Genomic DNA, 23,053 nt, shown 5'->3' on the forward strand with positions numbered 1-23,053 from the left:
CTTGGGCGCCCGACGGCGCAAAGGTTACCCGCTGGTGCCGCTCAGGGCCAGAACCGGGTGAGACCCGATCAGGCCGAAAGCCTGTGAAGACGCGGGTTCAGCTAGTTTTTTCCTTGCTCGGCGGCAGGCGGGTTGCTAGGCTTGTCGGCCTCGATTTCTGCCCATTTTTTCGCCATCCCGCGGCGGGCACGACACCCCTCAGGACTCCTTCCTCAGATGTTCAAGAAACTCCGTGGCATGTTCTCCAACGACCTGTCCATCGACCTGGGCACGGCCAACACCCTCATCTACGTGCGCGGGCAGGGGATCGTGCTGAACGAGCCGTCGGTCGTGGCCGTGCGCCAGGACCGTGCCATCGGTGGCACCCGCTCGGTGGCAGCCGTCGGCGCCGAAGCCAAGCAGATGCTGGGCCGTACCCCGGGCCACATCACCACCATCCGCCCGATGAAGGACGGCGTCATCGCCGACTTCACCTATACCGAGGCGATGCTCAAGCACTTCATCAAGAAGGTGCACAAGTCGCGCGTGCTGCGCCCGAGCCCGCGCGTCCTGGTCTGCGTGCCGGCCGGCTCGACCCAGGTCGAGCGCCGCGCGATCAAGGAATCGGCCGAGGAAGCCGGTGCCCGTGACGTGTTCCTGATCGAAGAACCGATGGCCGCCGCGATCGGCGCCGGCATGCCGGTCACCGAAGCCCGTGGCTCGATGGTCATCGACATCGGCGGTGGCACCACCGAAGTGGCGGTGATCTCGCTCAACGGCATCGTCTACTCGGCGTCGGTCCGCATCGGTGGCGACCGCTTCGACGAGTCGATCACCAACTACGTGCGCCGCAACCACGGCATGCTGATCGGTGAAGCCACCGCCGAGCGCATCAAGGTCGAGCTGGGCTGCGCCTACCCGCAGGCGGAAGTGATCGAGATGGAAATCTCCGGCCGCAACCTCGCCGAGGGCGTGCCGAAGATGATCAAGATCAGCTCCAACGAAGTGCTCGAGGCCCTGCACGAACCGCTGTCGGGCATCGTCAGCGCGGTCAAGCTGGCGCTGGAGCAGACCCCGCCGGAACTGTGCGCCGACGTCGCCGAGCGTGGCATCGTGCTGACCGGTGGTGGCGCCCTGCTGCGCGACCTGGACCGCCTGATCTCCGAGGAGACCGGCCTGCACGTGCAGGTGGCCGACGATCCGCTGACCTGCGTGGCGCGCGGTGGCGGTCGTGCGCTGGAGCTGGTGGACATGCACGGCAACGAGTTCTTTGCGCCGGAATAAGCCGTCCCGGCCGTTCCTGCCCGCCGCGCCCTTCCGGGGTGCGGCCCGCCGTGATGGCGGGCCGGCACCGGCGGGGCGCCCGCGTGTTTCCCTTCCGCCTTCTGCCAGTTGAATCGTTGCCGTGCCGCCCTACGCCGGTCCTCCCGTCGCCTCCCGATCCGGTGATGCCGCCAGCCCCCTGCGGTTGCTGGCCTATCTCGCGTTGGCCATCACCCTGATCGTGCTCGATGACCAGGCCGGCTGGTTGGCACGCCTGCGCGAGCAGGCCAACAGCCTGGTACAGCCGGTGTGGGCACTGGCTGGCTTGCCCGGCAAGCTCGGCAACCAGGTCAAGGATTCCGCCGCCAGCCATACCCAGCTGGTCACTGAAAACCGTGAACTGCGCAACCAGCTGCTGCTGGCCAACGCGCGCCTGACCCGCCTGCAGACCGCCGCGCTGGACAACGCCCAGCTGCGCGAACTGCTGAACGTGGCCGAGCGCAGTGGCCTGGACGTGCAGCTGGCGCCGATCCTGGACATCGACCTGGACCCGGTGAAGCAGCGCCTGGTGCTCGACGCAGGCAGCCGCGAGGGCGTGCACGTCGGCCAGGCGGTGATCGACGCCGGCGGCTTGATGGGGCAGGTGATCAGCGTCACCGGCGGCACCTCCACCGTGCTGCTGCTGACCGATCCCGACCACGCGGTGCCGGTCACCGTGGCCCGCAACGGCGTGCGCCTGATCGTCTATGGCCGCGGCGACACGCTGGAGCTGCGCGACATCCCGCTCAGCGCCGGCGTGGAAGTGGGCGATGAGATCGTCACCTCCGGCCTCGGCGGGCGCTTCCCGGCCGGCTTCCCGGTCGGCACCATCACCGGCCTGCGCCCGGACGACACCCATGCCTTCCTGGTCGGCGAACTGAAGCCGGCGGCCCAGCTCGACCGCGGCCGCGACGTGCTGCTGCTGCGCCCGGGCGCGGCGATCCGCATTCCGCCGGAACTGCGCCTGCAGCTGGAAGAAACCGCCCCGGGGGGGCCGGCCACCGGCGCCAGCGTGCCTGCGGGAGCCGCGCCAGCGGCAACGACGCCGGCTCCGGTCAGCGCCCCGGTAGTGCCGGCCGCTGGCCGGCAACAGCCCTCGTCGCAAACGAGGACTGTTGCCCCCGCATCCTCCCTTAACCCCGCGCCGTTGGCGCGCCCCCTTGAGCCGTCTGCACCTTCGGCACAACCGCCCCGCGCATCCTCCCTTACCCCCGCGCCTTCGGCGCCCCCCCCTCAACAAGAGGGGGGCTCTCCCCCAGCTGGATCCACGGTAGTGCCGGCCGCTGGCCGGCAACCGACCGCGCCGGAGGCGCAGCGATGAGCCGCCTGCGCGACAACCCGTGGGTGCTGCCGGCCAGCCTGGTGGTGGCGCTGCTGCTGGGCCTGCTGCCGCTGCCGGCGCTGCTGCAGCCGCTGCGCCCGTACTGGCTGGCGCTGGTGCTGGCGTACTGGGTCATCGAAGCCCCCGAGCGCGTCGGCCTGGGCATCGCCTTCGCCAGCGGCGTGGTTGCCGACCTGCTGTACGGCGGCGTGCTGGGCGAACAGGCGCTGCGGCTGGTGATGCTGGCCTTCATCCTGCAGCGCTTCCGCGCGCGCATCCGCTTCTTCCCGATGTCCCAGCAGATGCTGGCCATCGGCGGCCTGCTGTTCAACGACCGCATCGTCAGCGCGCTGGTCCACATCGTGGTGGATGAGCCGACCCTGCCGTGGTCGTACTGGTGGGCACCGCTGCTGGGCATGGGCCTGTGGCCGCTGGTGTTCGTGCTGCTGGACGCGGTGCGCTTCGGCAAGCGCGGGCGCTGAGCCATGATCCCGCGCCGCCAGGTCAAGAATCCGCATGCCGAAGCCGAACAGTTCCGCCGCCGTGCGGCGCTGGGTTTCCTGGGCGTGCTGGTCTGCCTGCTGGGCCTGGGCGGCTGGTACTTCAAGCTGCAGGTGCTGGACCACGACGTCTACGCCACGCGCTCGGAAGCCAACCGCATCAAGCCGCGGCCGGTGGTGCCGGGGCGCGGCATGATCTACGACCGCAACGGTCGCCTGCTGGCCGAAAACGTGCCGGCTTTCCGCCTGGACGTGACCCCGGACAAGGTCAGGGACATGGATGCCACCCTGGAAGGGCTGGCGAAGATCATCAGCATCAGCCCGGAAGAGCTGGAAGCATTCAACAGGTCGCGCAAGGCGCGCCGCAAGTTCCTGCCGGTCACGCTGAAGCTGCGCATGAGCGACGAGGAGATGGCGCGCTTTGCCGTCGACCGCTGGCGCTTCCCCGGTGTCGAGCTCGAACCCTACCTGACCCGGCGTTACCCGTACGGCGACCTGTTCGCGCATATCATCGGCTACGTCGGCCGCGTTGATGACAAGGACCTGGAGATCCTCGGCGAAGGCAATGCCGCGCTGACCCACATCGGCAAGTCCGGCCTGGAGCGCTATTACGAGCAGCAGCTGCGCGGCAAGGTCGGCTACGAGCAGGTCGAGACCAACGTGCAGGGTCGCGCGATCCGCACCATCGGCCGCGTCGCCGCGCAGTCCGGCGCCGACCTGCGGCTGTCGATCGACGCTGACCTGCAGCGCGCGATGGTGGCCGCGTTTGGCGACCAGGAAGGTTCGGCGGTGGCGATGGATCCGCGCACTGGCGAAGTGCTGGCGATGGTCAGCCTGCCGTCCTACGACCCCAACCTGTTCGTCAACGGCATTTCCCATGCCGACTTCAAGGCCTTGAACGAAAACCCGTCGCGGCCACAGTTCAATCGCCTGGTGCTCGGTGGCGTCGCTCCCGGTTCCACCCTGAAGCCGCTGATCGGCCTGGCGGGACTGGACTCCGGCGTGCGCCGCCCGGAAGACAAGGTGCTGTCCACCGGCATGTTCTACCTGCCGGGCACCTCGCGCGGCTGGGGTGACGCCCACCGTGGCGGTCACGGCTGGACTGATCTGCGCAAGTCCATCGCCGAGTCGGTCAACACCTATTACTACAAGCTGGCGCTGGACCTGGGCATCGAGCGCTTCGACCATTACATGGAGTACTACGGCTTCGGCCAGCCGACCGGCATCGACCTCACCGGCGAGATCGGCGGCATCCTGCCGTCGCCGGCCTACAAACGGAAGACCCGCAAGGAAGCCTGGTATCCCGGCGATACGGTCAACATCAGCATCGGCCAGGGTGACTGGAAGGTCACCCCGCTGCAGCTGGCGCGCGGCGTCAGCGGCCTGGCCGACGGCCAGCTGCGCACCCCGCACCTGGTGATCCAGCAGCGCGACGGCTTCGACAGCGACTGGACGGCGACGCCGCCCGGCGAGAGCAAGCCGGTCAGCCCCAATCCCAACAACGTGCAGGCCGTGCGCGAGGGCATGATGGCAACCATGCGGCCTGGCGGAAGCGGCTGGCGCGTGGCCGTCGGTGCGCCGTACGTGATGGCCGGCAAGACCGGTACCGCGCAGGTCATCAGCCGCAAGGGCACCGCCGCCGTGAATCCGAAGAGCCTGCCGATGCATCTGCGTCACCGCGCACTGTTCGTCGGCTTTGCGCCGGCGGACAACCCGGTCATCGCGATTGCGGTGGCAGTGGAAGGTGGTGGCTATGGTGGTTCGGCCGCGGCGCCGATCGCACGCAAGGTGTTCGACGCTTACCTGCTGGGCAAGTTGCCCGAAGGCATGCAGCCGCTGGACAGCGAGCGCGGCACCACCGCCATCGGCGCCACCGCGTTCGACAACGAAGACGCGGGCGCACGCCAGGCCGGTGACCTCGCCGCTGCACAGGTGGGAGAGCATCCGGTGCTGATCGGTGCACCCGCACCCGCACCGGAGCCGGCGCCTGCGCCGCAGCCGGGTGCGCCCGCCGCCGCGCTGCCAGCCACGCCGCGCCCGGCCCCTGCGGAGCCCGCACGATGAGAGTGTTCCTGCGCTGGGCCGGCGACATGCTGCGCCGCTTTTTCAGCACGCTGGACTGGGTGCTGTGCCTGGCCCTGGGCACGCTGATGGTGATTGGCCTGGCGACCCTGAAGAGCGCTGGTGGCGACAGCCTGGTGATGGCGCAGGGCGCGCGTTTCGCGGTGGGCATGGCCGCACTGTGGGGCATCTCGCGGGTGCCGATCCTGCGCATCCGCTCGGCCTCGCCGATGATCTACGCGATCTCGATGATCCCGCTGCTGGCGGTGTTCGTGCTGGGCACCGGTAAATATGGCCGGCAGTGGCTGGACCTGAAGTTCTTCTACCTGCAGCCGGCCGAGCTGCTGAAGGTGAGCCTGCCGATGATGGTGGCGTGGTACCTCCACAAGATGCCGCTGCCGCCGCGCTTCAATACCGTGCTCGTGGCCTTGGTCATCATCGGCGTACCCACCGGCCTGGTGATGCTGCAGCCGGACTTCGGTACCGGCGTGCTGATCGCCGCCAGCGGCGTGTTCGTGCTGCTGCTGGCGGGCCTGCCGTGGTGGTGGGTTGGGCTGGGCGTGGGCGGCGTGGCTGCGGTCGCGCCGGTGGCCTGGTTCTGGTTGCTGCGGCCGTACCAGAAGGACCGCATCATGATGTTCCTGGACCCGGAGATGGACGCGCTTGGCGCCGGCTGGAACATCATCCAGTCGAAGATCGCGATCGGTTCCGGCGGCTTCGATGGCAAGGGCTGGGGCGAAGGCTCGCAGTCGCACCTGAACTTCATTCCCGAGCAGACCACCGACTTCGCGTTCTCGGTACTGAGCGAGGAGTTCGGCTGGATCGGCGTGGCCACCGTGCTGGCGCTGTACCTGGTGGTGATCGGGCGTTGCCTGTGGATCGCCAGCCAGTCACGCGATTCCTATTCGCGCCTGCTGGCTGGTGCCACCGGCCTGGCGTTCTTTGTCTACGTGCTGGTGAATGGCGGGATGATTTCCGGCCTGCTGCCGGTGGTAGGCGTGCCGATGCCGCTGATCAGCTACGGTGGTACTTCGGCGGTGTCGCTGCTGGCCGGTTTCGGCCTGGTGATGGCGGTGCGCAGCCACAACCCGGTGCACGGGGGTTACGGGTAGCATCGGCTGCGCGCTTCTGTAGAGTCGAGCCATGCTCGACTCTACAAACGCAGAACCACAATGACAGCTTCACGCAAGCACCCGTTGCTACCGTGCCCGCGTGGAATGGAAACGACTGCTTGGCGGCTGCCGTGAGGCGCTGCGCACGATCGATCTGCCGTTGCTGGGCGCGTTGTTGATCCTGATGGGCGCCGGCCTGGCGGTGCTGCACAGCGTGTCCGGCCCGGTGGCCGGGCAGGCGGCACGCTTTGCCGGTGGGCTGTTGGCAATGTGGCTGCTGTCGCGTGTTTCGCTGCTGCGATTGCGTGCGTGGACCCCTGCGATCTACGCGCTGTCGATGCTGCCGCTGATGGCGGTGTACGTCATCGGCACCGGCAAGTACGGGCAGCGCTGGCTGAACCTCGGCGTGTTCTACCTGCAGCCGTCCGAGCTGCTCAAGCTCAGCCTGCCGCTGATGATGGCGTGGTACCTGCATCGGCAACCACTGCCGCCCTCGCCGCGCACGGTATTGACTGCCGGGCTGCTGATCGGCGTGCCGGCGGTATTGATCCTCATGCAGCCCAACCTCGGCACCGCCACGCTGGTTACTGCCAGTGGCGTGTTCGCGTTGTTGCTGGGTGGCCTGCACTGGGGCTGGTTGGCGACCGGGGTGGCAGGGCTGGCAGTGGCTGCACCGCTGGCGTGGTTCGGCTTGCTGCGGCAATACCAGAAGGATCGTGTGCTGACCTTCCTCGACCCGGCGGCCGACCCGCTTGGTACCGGCTGGAACATCCTGCAATCGCGCATCGCGATCGGCTCCGGGGGGTGGCAGGGACGCGGCTGGGGGCAGGGCACGCAGGCCACGCTGGATTTCCTGCCCGAGTACACCACCGACTTTGCGTTCTCGGTGCTGGCCGAAGAGTTTGGCTGGATCGGCGTGGTGACGCTGTTCGCGCTGTACCTGTTCGTGGTGGGGCGTTGCCTGTGGATTGCGGTGCACGCGCGCGACACGCACGCGCGATTGCTGGCCGGTAGCCTGGGGCTGGCGTTCTTCGTCTACGTGCTGGTGAACGGCGGAATGATTTCCGGCCTGCTGCCGGTGGTGGGCATTCCGATGCCGCTGATCAGTTATGGCGGGACATCCGCTGTCTCGTTGCTGGCCGGCGTCGGGTTGGTGATGGCGGTACGCGGGCACCGGCCCGTGCACGGGGGATAGGGCTTCCAGCCAACGGCGCAGCCCCTCGTGGGTGGAATGGGTCGCTGAAAGCCGGATTGCTGAGGGCTGGCCGGGTGGGTGGGCAGTACGGGGACGCCGTGAACCCATCCATGGGGGCTTGGCCGCGGCATCCATGCCGCGGACACCCCGCACTGCCCACCCACCCGGCCGCTGGCAGATTCCGTGTTCGTCCACCCACGGAAAGAAAAAGGATCAAAAGCAAACGCAGCTTGGCCGCCCGCTTCATTGCTTCCTGTAAAGCCGAAGGCAGCGGCAGGAGCCGCTGCCAACGTCACCCATGGCGACGGCGCGAAGGGTGACGGTCAGGACGACCGGCATAGCCATGCTCGGATCACGAGCAAGCGCAGCGCCGCGATCCGCTTTTGATCTTCTCTTTCTTCTCCGTGGGTGGCAGACCTCCGAAATCTGTCAGAGGACGGTCGGGTTGGGTACGCGGGGGGTGTCTGATCTGGATGCGGCTGCCAAGCCTCCATGGACGGATTCACGGCGTCCCCCGCGTACCCAACCCGACCGGCCCACCCGCGGCTTCTGCTTTCCGCGACCACCCAGACACCACCCACGAGGGGTTGCGCCGTTGGCTGGAAACTCTCTGACGTTGCGCAGTGCCTGTTGTGGAAGCGTTCTCACCACAATGCGACGCAACACGCTCCCGGACGAAAGTCCGAAAAAAACGTTAGCTGGTTCACATTTTTACACCGCGTTGATCTTGATCAATGGACTTGTCGTAATCGGCCTGCACAATGGCGGCCCGTTCGGCACGGCGCGCCGTCAATCGATGCAGCGCGAGGGGGCGTCGGGCGGGAGCAGTACTGATCCAACGGGTACAGGGAGCGCGGGGAACTGTCACTGGGGAGCGGCAGCCGCGCAGGTACCGACCGGATCCGGTCGCCGGTTGCGTCTGCGGGGATGGGGACGCAACCGGCCACCTCTATCTGAATGGGGAAGCCCGATCACGACGTCTTCACATTTCTCGCTGAACGCGGGCAAATCGTTGTGATTCATGGTGTTAGGGGTTTTAATTCATCCATGACCTGCTAACCTGCGACGATGATTCGACGCACTCTGGCCTGCATGCTCACCCTCGGCCTGGTCGCCTGCGCGACCCAGCCGAAGTCCCCACCGTCTTCGCCCCAGGCCAGCAGTACGCCGCGCCAGCCCGCCACCAAGGCCCACGGCCCGGCCGAGGCCGCGCCCGAAGCGGCCGCTGCTACAGCGCCGCCGGTCGATCTCACCCCGGTGCCGTTCGAGGTCGCACGGGCCCGCTTTGTTGCCGATACGGCCAAGCGCTATGGGCTGAAGCCGGAGCAGATCAGCAGCGTGCTCGACCAGGCGCAGGTGCGCCAGCCGATCATCGCTGCCATGTCGCGCCCGGCTGAACGGGTCAAACCGTGGAACGAATACCGGCCGATGTTCATCAGCAAGGCACGCATTGATGGCGGCCGCGCGTTCCTGGCCCAGCATCGTGCCGAACTGGATCGCGTGCAGCAGCGCACCGGCGTGCCGGCCGAAGTGATCGTGGCGATCATCGGCGTGGAGACCAGTTACGGCAAAAATGCCGGCAACCACCGCGTGCTCGATGCGCTGTACACGCTGGCGTTCTACTACCCGCGCAGTGGCGACCCGGCCAAGCTGGAACGCGAAGTGCGCCGCGAGCTGTTCTTCCGTGACGAACTGGCAAAGCTGTTCGAGCTGGGCCGCGAGGAGAAGCTGGACATCACCACGCTCAAGGGCAGCTATGCCGGTGCGATGGGCATGGGCCAGTTCATGCCGTCCAGCTACCTGGATTACGCCGTGGACGGCAATGGCGATGGCCGTCGTGACCTGTTCACCAGCTATGACGATGTGTTCTCCTCCATCGCCAATTATTTCGTGAAGAAGGGCGGCTGGGTCCGGGGTGGCCAGGTGGCCGTACCGGCCACGCTGGCGCCGGGGCGCGAGGAGTTCAACCCGACCGAATGGATGCCGACCTGGTCGCTGGCCGACCTGGCCGAGCGCGGCTACCAGCCCAGCGCACCGGTGCAGCCGGGCGCCACGGCCACGCCGATCACGCTGGAAGGCAGCACGGGCAAGCAGTACTGGCTGGGCTTCCAGAACTACTACGCGATCACCCGCTACAACCTCTCGAAGATGTACGCGATGGCCGTGTTCCAGTTGTCGCAGGCCATCGCCGGACAGGAGCTGCCCCCGGCATGAACATCAGATGGCTGGTCCCGAGCTTGATCGTCTTCGCGCTGGCCGCCTGCAGCAGCGCGCCGAAGAAGCCGGCCACGGCCGGCCACGGTGGCAAGCCCAGCGGCACGGTGGTGCAGGGCCGCGGCGCGCGCCCGGCACATTGCCCCGAGGGCTCGCCGTATGCGGCGGCCAAGGAAGACCCGAACACGCGCGGCAACTACACCGCCGGCGGCCTGTACAAACCCGGCGTGCGTGACAGCACCCCGGACTACATTCCCAACGTCGCCTGCATTCCCGAGCCGGAAGTGACCGCCGAAGAGCGTTCGGCGATCGGCAACAAATCGCCCTACGTGGTGCTGGGCAAGTCGTACAAGGTGCTCGACGACACCCGCAACTATGTCGAGCGCGGTACGGCGTCGTACTACGGCGCCAAGTTCCACGGCCGCCTGACCTCCAACCGCGAGGTCTACGACATGTACCAGTTCACCGCCGCACACAAGACACTGCCGCTGCCCAGCTTCGCCCGTGTCACCAACCTGGACAACGGCGAATCGGTCATCGTGCGCGTCAACGACCGTGGCCCGTTCCATGACGGCCGCGTGGTCGATCTCAGTTATGCTGCCGCAGTGCGCCTGGGCATCACCCAGCGCGGCACCGGCAACGTGGAAGTGCGTGCGCTGCAGCCGGGCGAGAGCAACCTGCTGGCGCAGAAGCCGTCGCGCCGCGAGCGCCGTGCCGCCGAAACCGCGGTCGCGGTGGCCGGCGCGCGCCCGGTACCGGCCACGCGTGCCACCGCCGACAGCGACATCGATCGCCTGGTCAAGCGCCTGCCGGCCGACGCCATGCCTGCGCGTGGCCAGCCGGCCACCACCCAGGGCGTGGCCAGCGCCGTGCCGGACGTGGCGGTCAGCAGCCTGCCGCCGAGCGCACCGCCGGTGCGCAGCACCCCTGCGGCACCGGTTGTCGTCGCCAGCGCCGCGCCGCGCGCGGTCGCGCCGGCAGCAGTGCGTACGGTGCCCGCCACCGCAGCAGCCCCCAGCCTGTCGCAGCAGGTGGTGGGCGCGGTGATGGTGCAGGTCGCCAGCTTCTCCAGCCGCGACAATGCCAACCGCGCAATGGGCCAGCTCAACGCCGCCGGCATCGTCGGCGCGACCATCAGCGACATCGCCGCCGGTGGCCGCACCCTGTTCCGCCTGCGCGTTCCCGCCAGCGACCATGCCAGTGCCGCGGAACTTGTCGGCCGCATAGCCGGTCTGGGCCTGGGTTCGCCGCAGATCGTCAAGGATTGACCCGCCCGGGCCGGTGCTGCCGGCCCATGCTGCCCCGGCCTTACAATGGCCACTACGTTCCACCCTCCATTCCTGGCCGTCCCCTGGAGCCTGCTGTCCAATGAATTTCCGTTCCGCCGCCACCGCCCTGGCCGCCACCCTGGTGGTGGGCCTGGCTTCCGCCCAGACCCCGCTGCCGACCCCGGCCACGCCGGCGCCCGCCGCTGCCGCTGCCGCCCCGGCCACCGTTGCCACCCCGCCGGCGCCGGTGCCGAGCGTATCCAAGGCCTGGGTGCTGATGGACTACGCCACCGGCCAGGTGCTGGCTGGCGAAAACATCCACGAGCAGCTCGCGCCGGCCAGCATCACCAAGGTGATGACGTCCTACGTGGTTGCCGCCGAGGTCAAGAACGGCAAGGTCCGTGCGGATGACCAGGTGATGATGAGCGAGCGCGCGTGGCGCGAAGGCGGCGCCGGCACCGATGGCAGCTACAGCGGCTTCCCGGTCAACCAGACCGCACGCCTGGAAGACATGGAAAAGGGCATGGCGATCCAGTCCGGCAATGACGCCGCGATCGCCCTGGCCGAGCACGTGGCCGGCAGCGAAGAAGCCTTTGCGTCGCTGATGAACAGCTACGCCGCCAAGATCGGCATGAAGAACTCCCACTTCGTCAACGCCCACGGCCTGACTGCCGAAGGCCACCACAGCACTGCCTACGACCTGGCGCTGCTGGGCCGCGCGATGGTGCGTGATTACCCGGAAACCTACGCGTACAACAAGATCAAGGAATTCCAGGTCGGCAATATCAAGCAGCCGAACCGCAACCTGCTGTTGTGGCGCGACGGCAGCGTGGACGGTATCAAGACCGGCCACACCTCCGAAGCCGGTTACTGCCTGATGAGTTCGGCGCAGCGCGGCGACCAGCGCCTGATCGCCGTGGTATTGGGCGGTGCGTCGGAAAAGCAGCGTGCCGATGACAGCCTGGCCCTGCTGAACTGGGGCTTCCGCTTCTTCGAGACCCACCGCCTGTACGAGCCGGGCAAGGCCGTGGCCGAGCACAAGGTCTGGAAGGGCACCACCGACAAGGTGCAGCTGGGCGTGGCCCAGCCGATGCTGGTGAGCGTGCCGCGCGGCCGCTACAACGACCTGAAGCCGAGCATCGACGTGCCCAAGACCCTGGAGGCGCCGTTCGCTGCAGGCCAGCAGATCGGCACCGTGAAGGTCACGCTGGATGGCAAGGTCATCGCCGAGGCGCCGCTGGTCGCTGTGGCCGCCGTCGAGCAGGCTGGCTTCTTCAAGCGCCTGTGGGACAGCTTCTGGATGTGGTGGGAATCGGAATGATCCACGCCCCGGCGTGGTGAACGAAAAGGCCGGCGAATGCCGGCCTTTTCGTTTCGGGATGCCGGTTCCGTGCGGATGCGGGTAGTGCCGGCCGCTGGCCGGCTCCGCTTGAACCCATCCGGATGTGCCAACAGCCGGCCAGCGGCCGGCACTACCCTCAGCCCCTCGCTTACAGCGACCGGCTGATGGTGAAGCTGCCGAACACCGGCGCCTCGCGCTGGCCGTTGAACTCGCGCGTGCTGTGGTAGCGCGCGGCGGCGAACTTCCAGCGGCCGTACATCACCGCCACGCCGTACCCGCCGTAGGCCACCACATGGCGCTTGTCCACGCTGTGACTGTTGCGGAAGGTGTTGCCATCCAGCGTGATGTCGCGGATCACCCAGGCAGCGTCCGAGGTCGCGAACAGGTGCCAGGACCACCCACTGGGGCGGCCGCGGCGGCTCGGCGCGGTGTTCTCGCCGGCCGGGCGCAGCGGCGTGCTGCCGAAGTCGTCCGGCAGCTTCCAGCCGAAGCGCACTTCACCGCCGAAATTGGCCTTGGTTTCCAGGTTGCCGATCGACCCGCCGTAGTGGCTGATCGCGTCCCAACCCCAACCGTCGGCATTGACGCTGGCATCGCCCGGCCAGCGGCGCATGCGCTCATGGGTCAGCATGAACAGTGGTTCGTTGTGCAGCTGGTTGTCCCAACCCTTGAATTTTTCGTCGCCCAGCACTTCGTGCACGGCATCCTGCACCTGCTTGCCCTGTGCCCACGGGCCGACCACGCCCAGTGTCAGCTGGGTGGTCTGCAGGCGGTCGCCGCTGCGCGCATTGAAACCGAAGTTCGCGATCAGCACGCCGGCGTAAGGGCGGTCGTCCTCGATCAGGTCCCTGCGGCTGAAATCGGTCGGGGTGAAGATCCCCTGGCCGATGCTGAAGATCATGTTCTGCTGTTCGAACTTGCCCGGATGCAGCCCTTCCAGGTACCGGTTCACCCAGCGCGCCATGCGCGGCAGGCAGGGATCGTCGGTGTAATCGACCAGATTGGGGGAGACCAGGGTCAACAGCGCACCGTTGGTATAGCCCTGATCCTGGTGGCGGCCGCCGAACAGGTCGTTGTCGACGCGGAAATTGACCTGCGGCGGGTGGTCGCGCATGGCGTCCGGGCCACACTGTTCGGCCGCCTGGGCGGCAAGGGGGAGGGCAGAGGCCAGCAGGCCGGCGAGCCCGAGGGCTGCGACACTACGCATGGATGGAATGCTCATGGGGAAGGGGGCGGTTTTCAGTCGTTTTCTGCAACGCTACGGTACTCGTGCCCGCGCGTCGGAACGAGCACGTCCGGGTCACTTGTCTGTTCCGAAAACAACATTGTCCGGCGGGCACAATTTGCTACCCGCGCACGCGCCGCAGGCCTGGCGTGAAGGCGGTCGCGGGCCGCCCGTACGATGTTCGCGTGGGTGGCGGTAGGAAATTGCAGTCAGCTGCCGTTGGGCCTCAGGCCCGTCCCTTTGGGCCGCCTGCAACGCAGCAGACCGCCGGTGCCGTCCTGGCGTTGATGAATACTCTTGGGTTTGTTGCCCTGCGGCCCGATAATGGGGCCATGGAAATCAAGTCCGACAACCCCGACCACGGCTTCCAGTTCCCCGGCCAGTTCGAGCTCAGCGCCATGGGCCCGGCCAACCGCGGCCTGGAGCATGAGCTTCCCCGCCTGTTGCTGGCCGCCGGCATCGATGTGGTGAACGAACGCATCAGCTGGAAGCACTCCTCCAACGGCAAGTACGTGTCCGTCCGCATCGTGTTCAAGGCCGAGAGCCGCGAACAGTACGACCTGGCGCACCAGGCGCTGCGTGACCACCCGGAAGTGAAGTGGACGCTGTAGCCGACACCTGCCCGGCCGAAGCCGCCCCGGAGAACCGTGCGCCGCGTCCGGCGCTGGTCCGTGACCTCGGCCGCCAGCCCTATGAACCGGTGTGGCGCGCCATGCAGCGCTTCACCGACCAGCGCAGCGACGCCGATGCCGACGAGCTGTGGGTGGTCGAACACGATCCGGTGTTCACCCTGGGCCAGGCCGGCAAGGACGAGCATGTGCTGGCGCCGGGGGGCATCCCCGTGCTGCACGTGGACCGCGGCGGCCAGGTGACCTATCACGGTCCCGGCCAGATCGTGATCTATCCGTTGCTGCGCCTGCCACGGCTGGGCATCGGTGTGCGCGACTACGTGTGCCGCATCGAGCAGGCGCTCATCGATACCCTGGCCGAGTGGAACATCGGCGCCGAACGCCGCGAGGGCGCCCCGGGCGTCTACGTCGGTGGTGCCAAGATCGCCGCGCTCGGCATCCGCGTGCGCCGCGGCTGCACCTTCCATGGGCTGGCCTTCAACGTGGCCATGGACCTGGAACCCTTCCACCGCATCAATCCCTGTGGCTATCAGGGGTTGCAGGTGACCTCGGTGCTGGACTTGGGCGGCCCCTCCGGGATGGAGGCCGTCAAGCCGGTGCTGCTGGACCACCTGGCCCGCCAGTTCGGCCTGCTGCTGCAGCACACGCCCGAACTGCCCGATCTTTCTGCGGCCGCCTGACCGCCCCCCCGGAACTGCCATGACTGAAACCACCGCCCGTTCCATTCCCCTGCAGATCGTGCAGGGCGATTCTCCGTCCGCCGCGCCGTTGCAGGCCGGGGTCAAGCAGCTGGGCGGTGACAAGATCAACCGTTCGCCGGTGCAGTTCGCCGATGCGCCGGTACTGCGCAAGCCGTCCTGGATCCGCGTGCGCATTCCTTCGGGCAATGCCGTGCAGAACCTGAAGGCCAAGCTGCGCGAGAACCGCCTGGTGACGGTATGCGAGGAAGCCAGCTGCCCGAACATCCACGAATGCTTCGGCCATGGCACCGCCACCTTCATGATCCTCGGTGAGGTCTGCACCCGGCGCTGCTCGTTCTGCGACGTGGCCCATGGCCGCCCGAAGCCGCCGGATGCCAACGAGCCGGCCAGCCTCGGCCAGACCGTGGCCGACATGGGCCTGAAGTACGTGGTGGTGACCAGCGTCGACCGCGATGACCTGCGCGACGGTGGTGCCCAGCACTTCGTTGACTGCATCACCGCCATCCGCGAGAAGTCGCCGGGTACCCGCATCGAAGTGCTGACCCCGGACTTCCGCGGCAAGGGCCGCATGGAGCGTGCGCTGGAGATCCTGGCGCAGAACCCGCCGGATGTGTTCAACCACAACATCGAGACCGTGCCGGACCTGTACCGCAACGTGCGCCCGGGTGCGGACTACCAGTGGTCGCTGAACCTGCTGAAGAACTTCAAGGCGCAGCACCCGGACGTGCCGACCAAGAGCGGCATCATGCTGGGCCTGGGCGAGGACTTCGAACAGATCAAGGCCACGATGCGTGACCTGCGCGCGCACGACGTGGACATGATCACCATCGGCCAGTACCTGCAGCCGACCGCGCACCACCACCCGGTGCTGAAGTACTGGACCCCCGAGGACTACAAGGCGCTGGAAGACTACGGTTACGAGCTGGGCTTCAGCCATGTGGCGTCCGGCCCGATGGTGCGCTCGTCGTACCACGCAGACGTGCAGGCCAAGGGCGCCGGCGTCCGGTAAGCGGTTGCCGCCGGGCCATGGCCCGGCGCTGCCAATGGGTGTCATCACCATTCTGGTGGGTGCGGACCGTTGGTCCGCACGCCTTCGCCTGCATTCACAATTTGCTACACCGGCCCGGCTAGGCTGGTTTTCCACCGAGCGCGGCCGGGTGACAAACCCGGCAACTTTCGGCACTGTCGGGGTGTCTGAACACCCTGCAGTCTCCCCCTTGGCAAGGCGCCTTCGAGCACGTCAATGAAATTCAAAGCCCCCGCATTCCTGATGGCCCTGGCGCTGGTCGCGCCGCTGGCGCTGGCGGCCAAGGCCGACTCGCCTGCATTGCCCGCTGCGGCAACCGCCGATCAGGTGACCACCTCCAAGCTGGTGTATGGCCTGTTGTCCGACAGTCGTTACGCCTATCGCCCGCGTGCGCTGGACGAGGCCACCTCCAAGGACGTGTTCAAGCGCTATCTGGAGACGCTGGACGGCGCCAAGCAGTACTTCACCCAGGCCGACGTGGCGCGCTTTGCGCCCTTCGAAGCCAACATCTCCTCGGCCATCCGTGGCGGCGAGCTTGAGCCGGCGTTCCAGGTGTTCGCGGTCTACAAGCAGCGTGTCGGTGAACGTGTGGCCTTTGCGCGCAAGCTGCTCAAGCAGGAGCCGGACTTCACCACCGACGAACGCTTCGAGTACGACCGCAAGAAGGTGCCGTGGGCGGCCAGCAGCGCCGAGCTGGATGAGCTGTGGCGCAAGTCGGTCAAGAACGACTGGCTGCGCCTGAAGCTGGCCGGCAAGAAGCCGGACGACATCCGCAAGACGCTGGACAAGCGCTACGCGACGCTGGAGAAGTCGGTCAACGAGCTGAAGGGCGAAGACGTCTTCCAGTTCTTCATGAATTCGTACACCAGCGCGGTTGATCCGCACACCGATTACTTCACCCCGCGCACGGCCGAGAACTTCAACCAGGCGATGTCGCTGTCGCTGGAAGGCATCGGTGCGCAGCTGCAGCGCCAGGACGACGTGGTGGTGATCCGCGAGATCATCGCCGGTGGCCCGGCTGCGGTGGACGGCACGCTGAAGCCGGGTGACCGCATCGTCGGCGTTGGCCAGGGCAAGTCCGGCCAGGTCGAGGACGTGATCGGCTGGCGCATCGACGATGTGGTGGCCAAGATCCGTGGCGCCAAGGACACCCAGGTCAAGCTGGAATTCATCCCGGCCGCCGAGGGCGTGGACGGCAAGCACCACACGCTGGTGCTGACCCGGCAGAAGGTGCGCCTGGCCGAACAGGCCGCCAAGGGCGAGACCATGACCATTCCGGCCGCCAACGGCGAGCCGGCACGGAAGATCGGCGTGATCAAGCTGCCGACCTTCTACCAGGACTTCGAAGGCCGTCGCCGCAATGCCGCCGACTATGCCTCGGCCACCCGCGACGTGGCCAAGCTGCTGGCTGGTTTCAAGAACGACAAGCTGGACGGCGTGGTGCTGGACCTGCGCAACAACGGCGGCGGTTCGCTCGATGAAGCCATCGAACTGACCGGCCTGTTCATCGAGCAGGGCCCGGTGGTGCAGGTGCGCGAGTCCGGTGGACGCGTCACCGTCAACAGCGATCGCAACCAGGGCGTGGCGTGGGACGGCCCGCTGGCGGTGCTGATCAACCGCGGTTCGGCCTCGGCTTCGGAGATCTTCGCCGGTGCCATCCAGGACTACGGCCGTGGCCTGGTGATCGGTGAAACCAGCTTCGGCAAGGGCACCGTGCAGAACATCGTCGACCTCGACCGCTGGCCGAGCGGCGAAACCCAGCGCTTCGGCCAGGTCAAGCTGACCATCGCCCAGTTCTTCCGCATCAGTGGCAGCAGCACCCAGCACAAGGGGGTGGTGCCGGACCTGGCCTTCCCGGCCAGCGTCGATGCCACCGAGTTCGGCGAAAGCACCTACGACAACGCACTGCCGTGGACCCGCATCGCTGCCGTGCCGCATACCCAGTACGGCAACTTCGCGCCGCTGCTGCCGAAGCTGGAAACCCGTCACGACGCGCGCATCGCGACCGACAAGGAATTCCAGTGGTGGAACGAGGACGTCGAACAGTTCCGTGCCGAGGCGGCGAAGAAGTACATCTCGCTCAACGAGGCCACCCGTCGCGCCGAACGCGAGCGCCAGGACGCCCAGCGCAAGGAACGCCAGCTGCAGCGCAAGGAGCTGGGCCTGGCCCTGGACCCGCTGGCCGATGACAGCAGTGATGATGGCCTGACCGGCAACGAGCGCGACATCGTGAAGGATGCCGCCCGCGAGAAGGCTGCCGAGAAGCGTCCGGACCCGCTGCTGCGCGAGTCGGCCTCGATCCTGGCCGACGCGGTGAACCTGCTGGCCAATGACCGTCCGCTGTCGGCCCAGGTGCTGCCGCAGTCCACCGGCGCGGGGCGCTGGGCGGACTGAGCCGGAGACGGCGCGCGACATCCGCAGGGGCCGGCATTGCCGGCCCCTTTCTGTTTGGGAAGCCGATCTGGGTCGCGCCGGGCCATGCCCGGGCCAGTGAAGTGCCGCAAACGACTTAATCCCCTCCGTCCCCTTTTACGTGCATGAACCGGGAGCAACGTGGGGGGGCATATCGACCTGCCGCACACGGGGGCGGGACTACCCTTGGTGTTTCCGTTCTCGCAGGAGTACCCATGCGGGCCTCCCGTCTTTCCAGCGCTGCCGTGGCGTGCGCCAGCGCCTTGATCATTTCGGCCTGTGGTGGCCACGCCGCCGACAGCACCGTGCTGCGCGAGTCTTTCGATTCCGGCGATACCTTCTCGCGCACCGTTGAGGGACGCCCCGGCGAAGCCTGCGAGGCCGCGCGCCGCACGCTGCTCAGCCAAGGCTATGCCATCGCCCGTTCCGATGATGCGCAGGTGGAGGGCAACAAGAACTTCCAGCCGCGCGAGGATGACCATGAGCAGCTGGTGCTGCGCATCTCCTGCGCCCCGCGCGGCAGCCAGACGCTGGTATTCGTCAGTGCAGTGCAGGATCGCTACGCGCTGAAGAAGAGCCCGACCTCGGCCAGTGTCGGTGTGGGTGCGCTGGGCTCGGTGTCGCTGCCGTTCGGCAGCAACGACGACTCGCTGGTGAAGGTGGCCAGCAGCACGGTCACGGATGCCGAGTTCTATCGTCGCTTCTTCCAGCGCCTGCAGCAGTATCTGCCGGCCGCGACGGGCACGCCATCGCCATCGCCGGCAGCGGCGCCGGAACCCGCACCGGCGGTCACGGACCAGGGCTGAGTGTGCGCGGCAGGTGGCTGATTGCAGCCCTGCTGCTGGCGCCCGCGTGGGTCGCGGCAGCGCCATCCCTGGACTGTACGCAGGGCCTGCTGCAACGGTTGGGGTGGCGCTTCCAAGAAGCGTCCCTCACTGCGCCGCAGGTGCGCGGTGGTCCCGTATGTACGCGTGCTTCGCTGGCTGATTCACAAGCGGCCGGCGACCTGCAGGTGCGGTGGCCGGCGGCGCTGCCTGCTGCCGCTCGGCAGGCACTGCTGCAGCAGCTGCTGGATGACCCCGCCACCGTCTGCGCCTATGCCTTCGAGCTGGGGGCGGCCACGCGGCGCGCAACTTCGGCATTGCAGGGCAATCCCACGTTCCGTTTCTCCGGCCCGCAGCTGGGATGGATCGGCTTCGGATTGCAGGGCGCACCGGCACAGGGTTGGCAGCGTACGCGCAGTTTCGGTCGTGGCTTCGTGCCCCGCGCGGGGAACAGCCATGCGCTGCAGGCGTTCTACAGCGGTGCCGTGCGTGCCGAATGCGGTGTCGGCCGCCAGGTCGCACAGCTGGCCACCCAGCGCGAGCTGTATGGCGATGCTGCGTTCGACACCGGGTTCGCAGCGGAGGAACTGTCGATCGGCACCTTTCTCGCGCTGCACGACACCGACAGCATCCTGCTCGGCGCGCATGCGGGCGACCTCTTCGCCGATGGCAAGGCGGTGCGCACCTCGGCGATGGGGCGGCAGGCGTTCGTGGGCGTGCCCGGTTTCATCGAACATGTGTACGACAAAGGCACGCTGGACGACCTGAGCAACCAGGCCGAGAACTTCGTGGTGGTCGATGTGGGCGAGGGCGCTGCGCAGGCGCTGGCACTGCACGCCGGCCTGGCCTGGTACGACCAGCGCAACGCCGAGCTCTGGAAACTGGCGCAGGACATCCCGCGCATCGGCCAGCGCTATTTCGAGCGCCTGCTGTTCGAGCGCGATCCACAGCTGCGCGCAGGCCTGGCGCCGCGCTACCACGCGGCTCTGGTGCGCATGGATCAGCTGCTGGACGATCCGTTCTACCAGCAGTTCGTGATCTACGTGCATCCGCGCGGTATACGTCCTATCGGCTACCACATCGTCCGCCTGCTCGATCGCAACCCGAGAACGCCGTTTTCGATCGACCTGGCGGTGCACAATCTGCATACCACGCTCTACCGGCGTTGGCGCGAGGCGCAACTGCGCCACTGCGCGGCTACCGGCAGGCCAGGCAGCCTGACCCTAGACCCCAACTGAAGGTGAAACAATGGATATTGCAATGATCGGCCTCGGCCGCATGGGCGCCAACATGGCCCAGCGCCTGCATCGCGGCGGCCACCGCGTGGTCGGCTACGACCCGGGCGAAGGCGCCCGCCAGCGCGCCGCCGAGGCCGGCCTGGAGGTGGTTGATTCGCTGGCCGCCGCCGTGGCCGCGCTGCCGGTGCCGCGCGTGGTGTGGCTGATGGTACCGGCCGGCGAAACCGTCGACCAGACGCTGGGCCAGCTGACCCCGCACCTGGCCGAGGGTGACATCGTCATCGACGGCGGCAACTCCAACTACCAGGACTCGATCCGTCGCGCCAAGGCGCTGGCGGAGGACGATCTGGGCTACGTCGACTGCGGCACCAGCGGCGGCGTGTGGGGCCTGCAGGAAGGCTACAGCCTGATGGTCGGTGGCGAAGCGCCGGTGGTGGAGCAGATCGCACCGCTGCTGCGCACGCTGGCACCGGCAGAAGATCGTGGCTGGGCGCGTGTCGGCCCGTCCGGCGCCGGCCATTTCACCAAGATGGTCCACAACGGCATCGAGTACGGGATGATGCAGGCCTATGCCGAAGGCTTCGCGCTGATGGAGCGCAAGCAGGAGATGGCGCTGGACCTGGCCCAGGTGGCCGAAGTCTGGCGCCACGGCAGCGTGGTGCGTTCGTGGCTGCTGGACCTGAGTACCGAAGCACTCAAGCGCAATCCGTCGCTGGATGGCATCGCGCCATACGTGGAGGATTCCGGCGAAGGCCGCTGGACCGTGGCCGAAGCCATCGCACTGGACGTGCCGGCACCGGTGATCACGTTGTCGCTGCTGGAACGCCTGCGTTCGCGCGAATCGAATTCGTTCACCGATCGCCTGCTGTCGGCGATGCGCAATGAATTCGGCGGCCACGCCATCAGGAAGTCGTAAGCACTGCGGTGGGGTCAGAGCCCTTCGGCGTTGCCGAAGGGATCCGGCCCCAGGCAGAGCCCATGCAGCCAGTCGAGCATGGCTCGACTCTACAAAAGCCTTCTCCGATCGTTGCCACGTCATCCACGCATGGCGTGGATCTACTGGTCAGTCCAACGCGATCCGCCGCCCTTCGCGCGCGCTGTCCATGCCCGCCTGCAGCAGCCGCATCAACTGCAGTGCCTGCATCGGGCTGACCGTTGCTTCGCCGTCGCCGTGCATCGCCGCCGCGAACTGCGCATACAACCGACGATAGTCGCCGGGCAGGTTGTCGACGGTGCTGCGCAGAACATTGTCTTCTGCATCACAGCGCACCAGTTCGCCATGCCGCGGATCGATGCCCCATCCGGGCGCACCCGGTGCTACGCCGCGGCGCAGCTGGGCCTCCTGCACATCCAGGCCGTACTTGATCCAGCTGGCCTTGCTGCCATGCACGCTGAAGTGCGGGGCAGGGGCAGCCACCAGCGAACCGGCATGCACGATGGCGCGATGCCGCGGGTAGTGCAGTACGGCATGGAAGTAGTCGATGCCGGCGCCACCTTGGCGCTGCACGGCCAGATCCGCATCGATGGCGTCGGGCCAGCCGAACAGCACCAGCATCTGGTCCAGCAGGTGCGGGCCGAGGTCGTACCACAGGCCGCTGCCTGGCACGTCCCGCTCACGCCAACGGTCGCGCACCTGCGGCCGGTAGCGGTCGAAATGCGCATGGCACTCGGCCACCTCGCCCAGCGTGCCTTCGGCCAGCAGCGCCTGCAGTGTGAGGAAGTCGGCATCGAAACGCCGGTTCTGGAACACGGTGGCGATGCGGCCGGCGTCGCGTGCTGCGGCCAGTACCGTTTCCGCCTCGGCCACATCCAGCGCAAAGGGTTTGTCGACCAGCACGTGCTTGCCGGCGGCCAGCGCGGCCATCGCCAGTGGCGCGTGCTGTTCGTTCGGCGTGGCGATCACCACCGCATCCACGGCTGGATCGTCGAACACGTCCTGTGGCGTTGCACGCACGTGTACGTTGCTGAACGTGCGCAGCAACGTGTCGCGCTGCGAGCTGACGATGCTGTGCAGGGCCAGGCCGGGCGTGTGCTGGATCAGCGGCGCATGGAAGACGCGGCCGGCGAGGCCGTAGCCGATCAGGGCCAGGTGCAGGTCGGGGCGCATGGCAGAGCTCCGGCAGGGGGGAAGGGCAGGGTAAACGACGGATGCGGACAGCCCAAAACTGAACCGTTGCCGTTGGAAACGCTTCGATTCACGGCGGCATGACCGCGACGCCACGCCTGCTCTACGTGCGCTTGTCCAGACTGGCAGCACATCCCGAAGGAGAACGACACGATGAGCAATACCACTCGCACGCTGATTGCTTCTGCCCTGACGCTGGGCCTGGCGCTGTCCTCCTCGACCGCATTCGCCAAGGACCCGGCCGCGAAGAGCCCGCCGACCACCAGCGCACATCCGGCTACCCACGCTGATCGCCATGATTCCAACGAACCGGTGACCGACAGCTGGATCACCACCAAGGTGAAGGCTGACCTGCTGACCAGCAGCAACGTCCCGGGCACCGAGATCAAGGTGGAAACGGTGAACGGCGTAGTCAGCCTGAGCGGCACCGTGGCCACCCAGGCCGAGAAGGACAAGGCGGTCACTACCGCCAAGGGCATCAAGGGCGTGACCCGCGTCGATGCCGCCGCATTGAAGGTCAGCGCTGCCGCCAAGCGCTGAATCGGTTGGGCGCCCCCGCGCGGGGCGCCCGCTGACCT

Annotated in this window: 19 protein-coding genes; 17 read left to right on the forward strand and 2 right to left on the reverse strand. The window is 67.5% G+C overall.

The features are described 5' to 3' along the window. Nucleotides 1-216 precede the first annotated feature (216 nt). From KXV01_RS06455 to KXV01_RS06495, 9 genes are all read left to right on the forward strand, one after another. The gene (locus KXV01_RS06455) at nucleotides 217-1,263 is read left to right on the forward strand and encodes a rod shape-determining protein (protein ID WP_005419402.1); all 1,047 of its coding nucleotides are present in this window, start codon (nucleotides 217-219) and stop codon (nucleotides 1,261-1,263) included. Nucleotides 1,264-1,384: 121 nt separating this feature from the next. Beyond that, nucleotides 1,385-2,602 carry a rod shape-determining protein MreC gene (mreC, locus tag KXV01_RS06460; RefSeq protein WP_111096208.1) on the forward strand — a complete coding sequence of 406 codons (1,218 nt, stop codon included), beginning with the start codon at nucleotides 1,385-1,387 and terminating at the stop codon, nucleotides 2,600-2,602. Then, nucleotides 2,599-3,084, forward strand: coding sequence for a rod shape-determining protein MreD (gene mreD, locus KXV01_RS06465; RefSeq protein WP_005419400.1), 486 nt, complete (start codon nucleotides 2,599-2,601; stop codon nucleotides 3,082-3,084). Before mreC ends, mreD begins: the two co-directional genes overlap by 4 nt. Before the next feature lie 3 nt (nucleotides 3,085-3,087). Further along, on the forward strand, nucleotides 3,088-5,166 hold the full coding sequence (mrdA, locus tag KXV01_RS06470; protein WP_049415531.1) for a penicillin-binding protein 2: 2,079 nt from the start codon (nucleotides 3,088-3,090) through the stop codon (nucleotides 5,164-5,166). Continuing rightward, nucleotides 5,163-6,275: a rod shape-determining protein RodA gene (gene rodA, locus KXV01_RS06475; protein WP_263467610.1), complete on the forward strand. Its 1,113-nt coding sequence runs from the start codon at nucleotides 5,163-5,165 to the stop codon at nucleotides 6,273-6,275. The genes mrdA and rodA (KXV01_RS06475) overlap by 4 nt, the downstream gene beginning before the upstream one ends. Nucleotides 6,276-6,375: 100 nt before the next feature. After that, entirely contained in the window at nucleotides 6,376-7,470 is a 1,095-nt protein-coding gene (gene rodA / locus KXV01_RS06480; RefSeq protein WP_049415527.1) for a rod shape-determining protein RodA, read from the forward strand. Between the two features lie 1,068 nt (nucleotides 7,471-8,538). After that, complete coding sequence (mltB, locus tag KXV01_RS06485; RefSeq protein WP_058982400.1) at nucleotides 8,539-9,684, forward strand: lytic murein transglycosylase B; 1,146 nt, start codon at nucleotides 8,539-8,541, stop codon at nucleotides 9,682-9,684. Beyond that, nucleotides 9,681-10,952, forward strand: a complete 1,272-nt coding sequence (locus KXV01_RS06490; protein ID WP_049410553.1) for a septal ring lytic transglycosylase RlpA family protein — start codon at nucleotides 9,681-9,683, stop codon at nucleotides 10,950-10,952. Before mltB ends, KXV01_RS06490 begins: the two co-directional genes overlap by 4 nt. A gap of 100 nt (nucleotides 10,953-11,052) precedes the next feature. Continuing rightward, nucleotides 11,053-12,273, forward strand: coding sequence for a D-alanyl-D-alanine carboxypeptidase family protein (locus KXV01_RS06495; protein WP_099496221.1), 1,221 nt, complete (start codon nucleotides 11,053-11,055; stop codon nucleotides 12,271-12,273). A gap of 169 nt (nucleotides 12,274-12,442) precedes the next feature. Here the strand turns inward: KXV01_RS06495 and KXV01_RS06500 are convergent, their stop codons facing one another. Beyond that, the gene (locus tag KXV01_RS06500) at nucleotides 12,443-13,501 is read right to left on the reverse strand and encodes a lipid A deacylase LpxR family protein (protein WP_080352985.1); all 1,059 of its coding nucleotides are present in this window, start codon (nucleotides 13,499-13,501) and stop codon (nucleotides 12,443-12,445) included. 350 nt (nucleotides 13,502-13,851) lie between these two features. Here KXV01_RS06500 and KXV01_RS06505 point away from each other — a divergent pair, with 350 nt between their 5' ends. The 7 genes from KXV01_RS06505 (at nucleotide 13,852) to gnd (ending at nucleotide 21,266) form a co-directional block, all read left to right on the forward strand. Further along, nucleotides 13,852-14,130: a YbeD family protein gene (locus tag KXV01_RS06505; RefSeq protein WP_005411067.1), complete on the forward strand. Its 279-nt coding sequence runs from the start codon at nucleotides 13,852-13,854 to the stop codon at nucleotides 14,128-14,130. Beyond that, entirely contained in the window at nucleotides 14,118-14,828 is a 711-nt protein-coding gene (lipB, locus tag KXV01_RS06510; RefSeq protein WP_099488350.1) for a lipoyl(octanoyl) transferase LipB, read from the forward strand. The genes KXV01_RS06505 and lipB overlap by 13 nt, the downstream gene beginning before the upstream one ends. A gap of 19 nt (nucleotides 14,829-14,847) precedes the next feature. Next, the gene (gene lipA, locus KXV01_RS06515; RefSeq protein WP_049410563.1) at nucleotides 14,848-15,858 is read left to right on the forward strand and encodes a lipoyl synthase; all 1,011 of its coding nucleotides are present in this window, start codon (nucleotides 14,848-14,850) and stop codon (nucleotides 15,856-15,858) included. 234 nt (nucleotides 15,859-16,092) lie between these two features. After that, entirely contained in the window at nucleotides 16,093-18,270 is a 2,178-nt protein-coding gene (locus KXV01_RS06520) for a carboxy terminal-processing peptidase (protein ID WP_049437926.1), read from the forward strand. A 233-nt stretch (nucleotides 18,271-18,503) separates the two neighbouring features. Then, on the forward strand, nucleotides 18,504-19,094 hold the full coding sequence (locus KXV01_RS06525) for a DUF2242 domain-containing protein (protein ID WP_099488348.1): 591 nt from the start codon (nucleotides 18,504-18,506) through the stop codon (nucleotides 19,092-19,094). Nucleotides 19,095-19,096: 2 nt separating this feature from the next. After that, nucleotides 19,097-20,350, forward strand: a complete 1,254-nt coding sequence (locus KXV01_RS06530) for a hypothetical protein (protein WP_263467611.1) — start codon at nucleotides 19,097-19,099, stop codon at nucleotides 20,348-20,350. Between the two features lie 10 nt (nucleotides 20,351-20,360). Further along, nucleotides 20,361-21,266 carry a phosphogluconate dehydrogenase (NAD(+)-dependent, decarboxylating) gene (gene gnd, locus KXV01_RS06535; protein WP_049437930.1) on the forward strand — a complete coding sequence of 302 codons (906 nt, stop codon included), beginning with the start codon at nucleotides 20,361-20,363 and terminating at the stop codon, nucleotides 21,264-21,266. Between the two features lie 147 nt (nucleotides 21,267-21,413). Here gnd and KXV01_RS06540 read toward each other — a convergent pair whose 3' ends face one another. Continuing rightward, nucleotides 21,414-22,457, reverse strand: coding sequence for an oxidoreductase (locus KXV01_RS06540; protein WP_049410575.1), 1,044 nt, complete (start codon nucleotides 22,455-22,457; stop codon nucleotides 21,414-21,416). Nucleotides 22,458-22,628: 171 nt separating this feature from the next. Here KXV01_RS06540 and KXV01_RS06545 point away from each other — a divergent pair, with 171 nt between their 5' ends. Continuing rightward, the gene (locus KXV01_RS06545) at nucleotides 22,629-23,015 is read left to right on the forward strand and encodes a BON domain-containing protein (protein WP_049410577.1); all 387 of its coding nucleotides are present in this window, start codon (nucleotides 22,629-22,631) and stop codon (nucleotides 23,013-23,015) included. Nucleotides 23,016-23,053: the final 38 nt, after the last annotated feature.

The sequence above is a fragment of the Stenotrophomonas sp. Ps181 genome (genome assembly GCF_025697425.1).
Taxonomy (GTDB): Bacteria; Pseudomonadota; Gammaproteobacteria; order Xanthomonadales; family Xanthomonadaceae; genus Stenotrophomonas; species Stenotrophomonas sepilia.

Coding starts and splice junctions, on each gene's coding strand:
- mrdA (WP_049415531.1), top strand. CDS start 3,088: ATGATCCCGCGCCGCCAGGTCAAGAATCCGCATGCCGAAGCCGAACAG.
- KXV01_RS06455 (WP_005419402.1), top strand. CDS start 217: ATGTTCAAGAAACTCCGTGGCATGTTCTCCAACGACCTGTCCATCGAC.
- KXV01_RS06525 (WP_099488348.1), top strand. CDS start 18,504: ATGCGGGCCTCCCGTCTTTCCAGCGCTGCCGTGGCGTGCGCCAGCGCC.
- KXV01_RS06495 (WP_099496221.1), top strand. CDS start 11,053: ATGAATTTCCGTTCCGCCGCCACCGCCCTGGCCGCCACCCTGGTGGTG.
- KXV01_RS06520 (WP_049437926.1), top strand. CDS start 16,093: ATGAAATTCAAAGCCCCCGCATTCCTGATGGCCCTGGCGCTGGTCGCG.
- KXV01_RS06545 (WP_049410577.1), top strand. CDS start 22,629: ATGAGCAATACCACTCGCACGCTGATTGCTTCTGCCCTGACGCTGGGC.
- KXV01_RS06540 (WP_049410575.1), bottom strand. CDS start 22,457: ATGCGCCCCGACCTGCACCTGGCCCTGATCGGCTACGGCCTCGCCGGC.
- lipA (WP_049410563.1), top strand. CDS start 14,848: ATGACTGAAACCACCGCCCGTTCCATTCCCCTGCAGATCGTGCAGGGC.
- rodA (WP_263467610.1), top strand. CDS start 5,163: ATGAGAGTGTTCCTGCGCTGGGCCGGCGACATGCTGCGCCGCTTTTTC.
- KXV01_RS06505 (WP_005411067.1), top strand. CDS start 13,852: ATGGAAATCAAGTCCGACAACCCCGACCACGGCTTCCAGTTCCCCGGC.
- gnd (WP_049437930.1), top strand. CDS start 20,361: ATGGATATTGCAATGATCGGCCTCGGCCGCATGGGCGCCAACATGGCC.
- KXV01_RS06500 (WP_080352985.1), bottom strand. CDS start 13,501: ATGCGTAGTGTCGCAGCCCTCGGGCTCGCCGGCCTGCTGGCCTCTGCC.
- mreD (WP_005419400.1), top strand. CDS start 2,599: ATGAGCCGCCTGCGCGACAACCCGTGGGTGCTGCCGGCCAGCCTGGTG.
- mltB (WP_058982400.1), top strand. CDS start 8,539: ATGATTCGACGCACTCTGGCCTGCATGCTCACCCTCGGCCTGGTCGCC.
- KXV01_RS06490 (WP_049410553.1), top strand. CDS start 9,681: ATGAACATCAGATGGCTGGTCCCGAGCTTGATCGTCTTCGCGCTGGCC.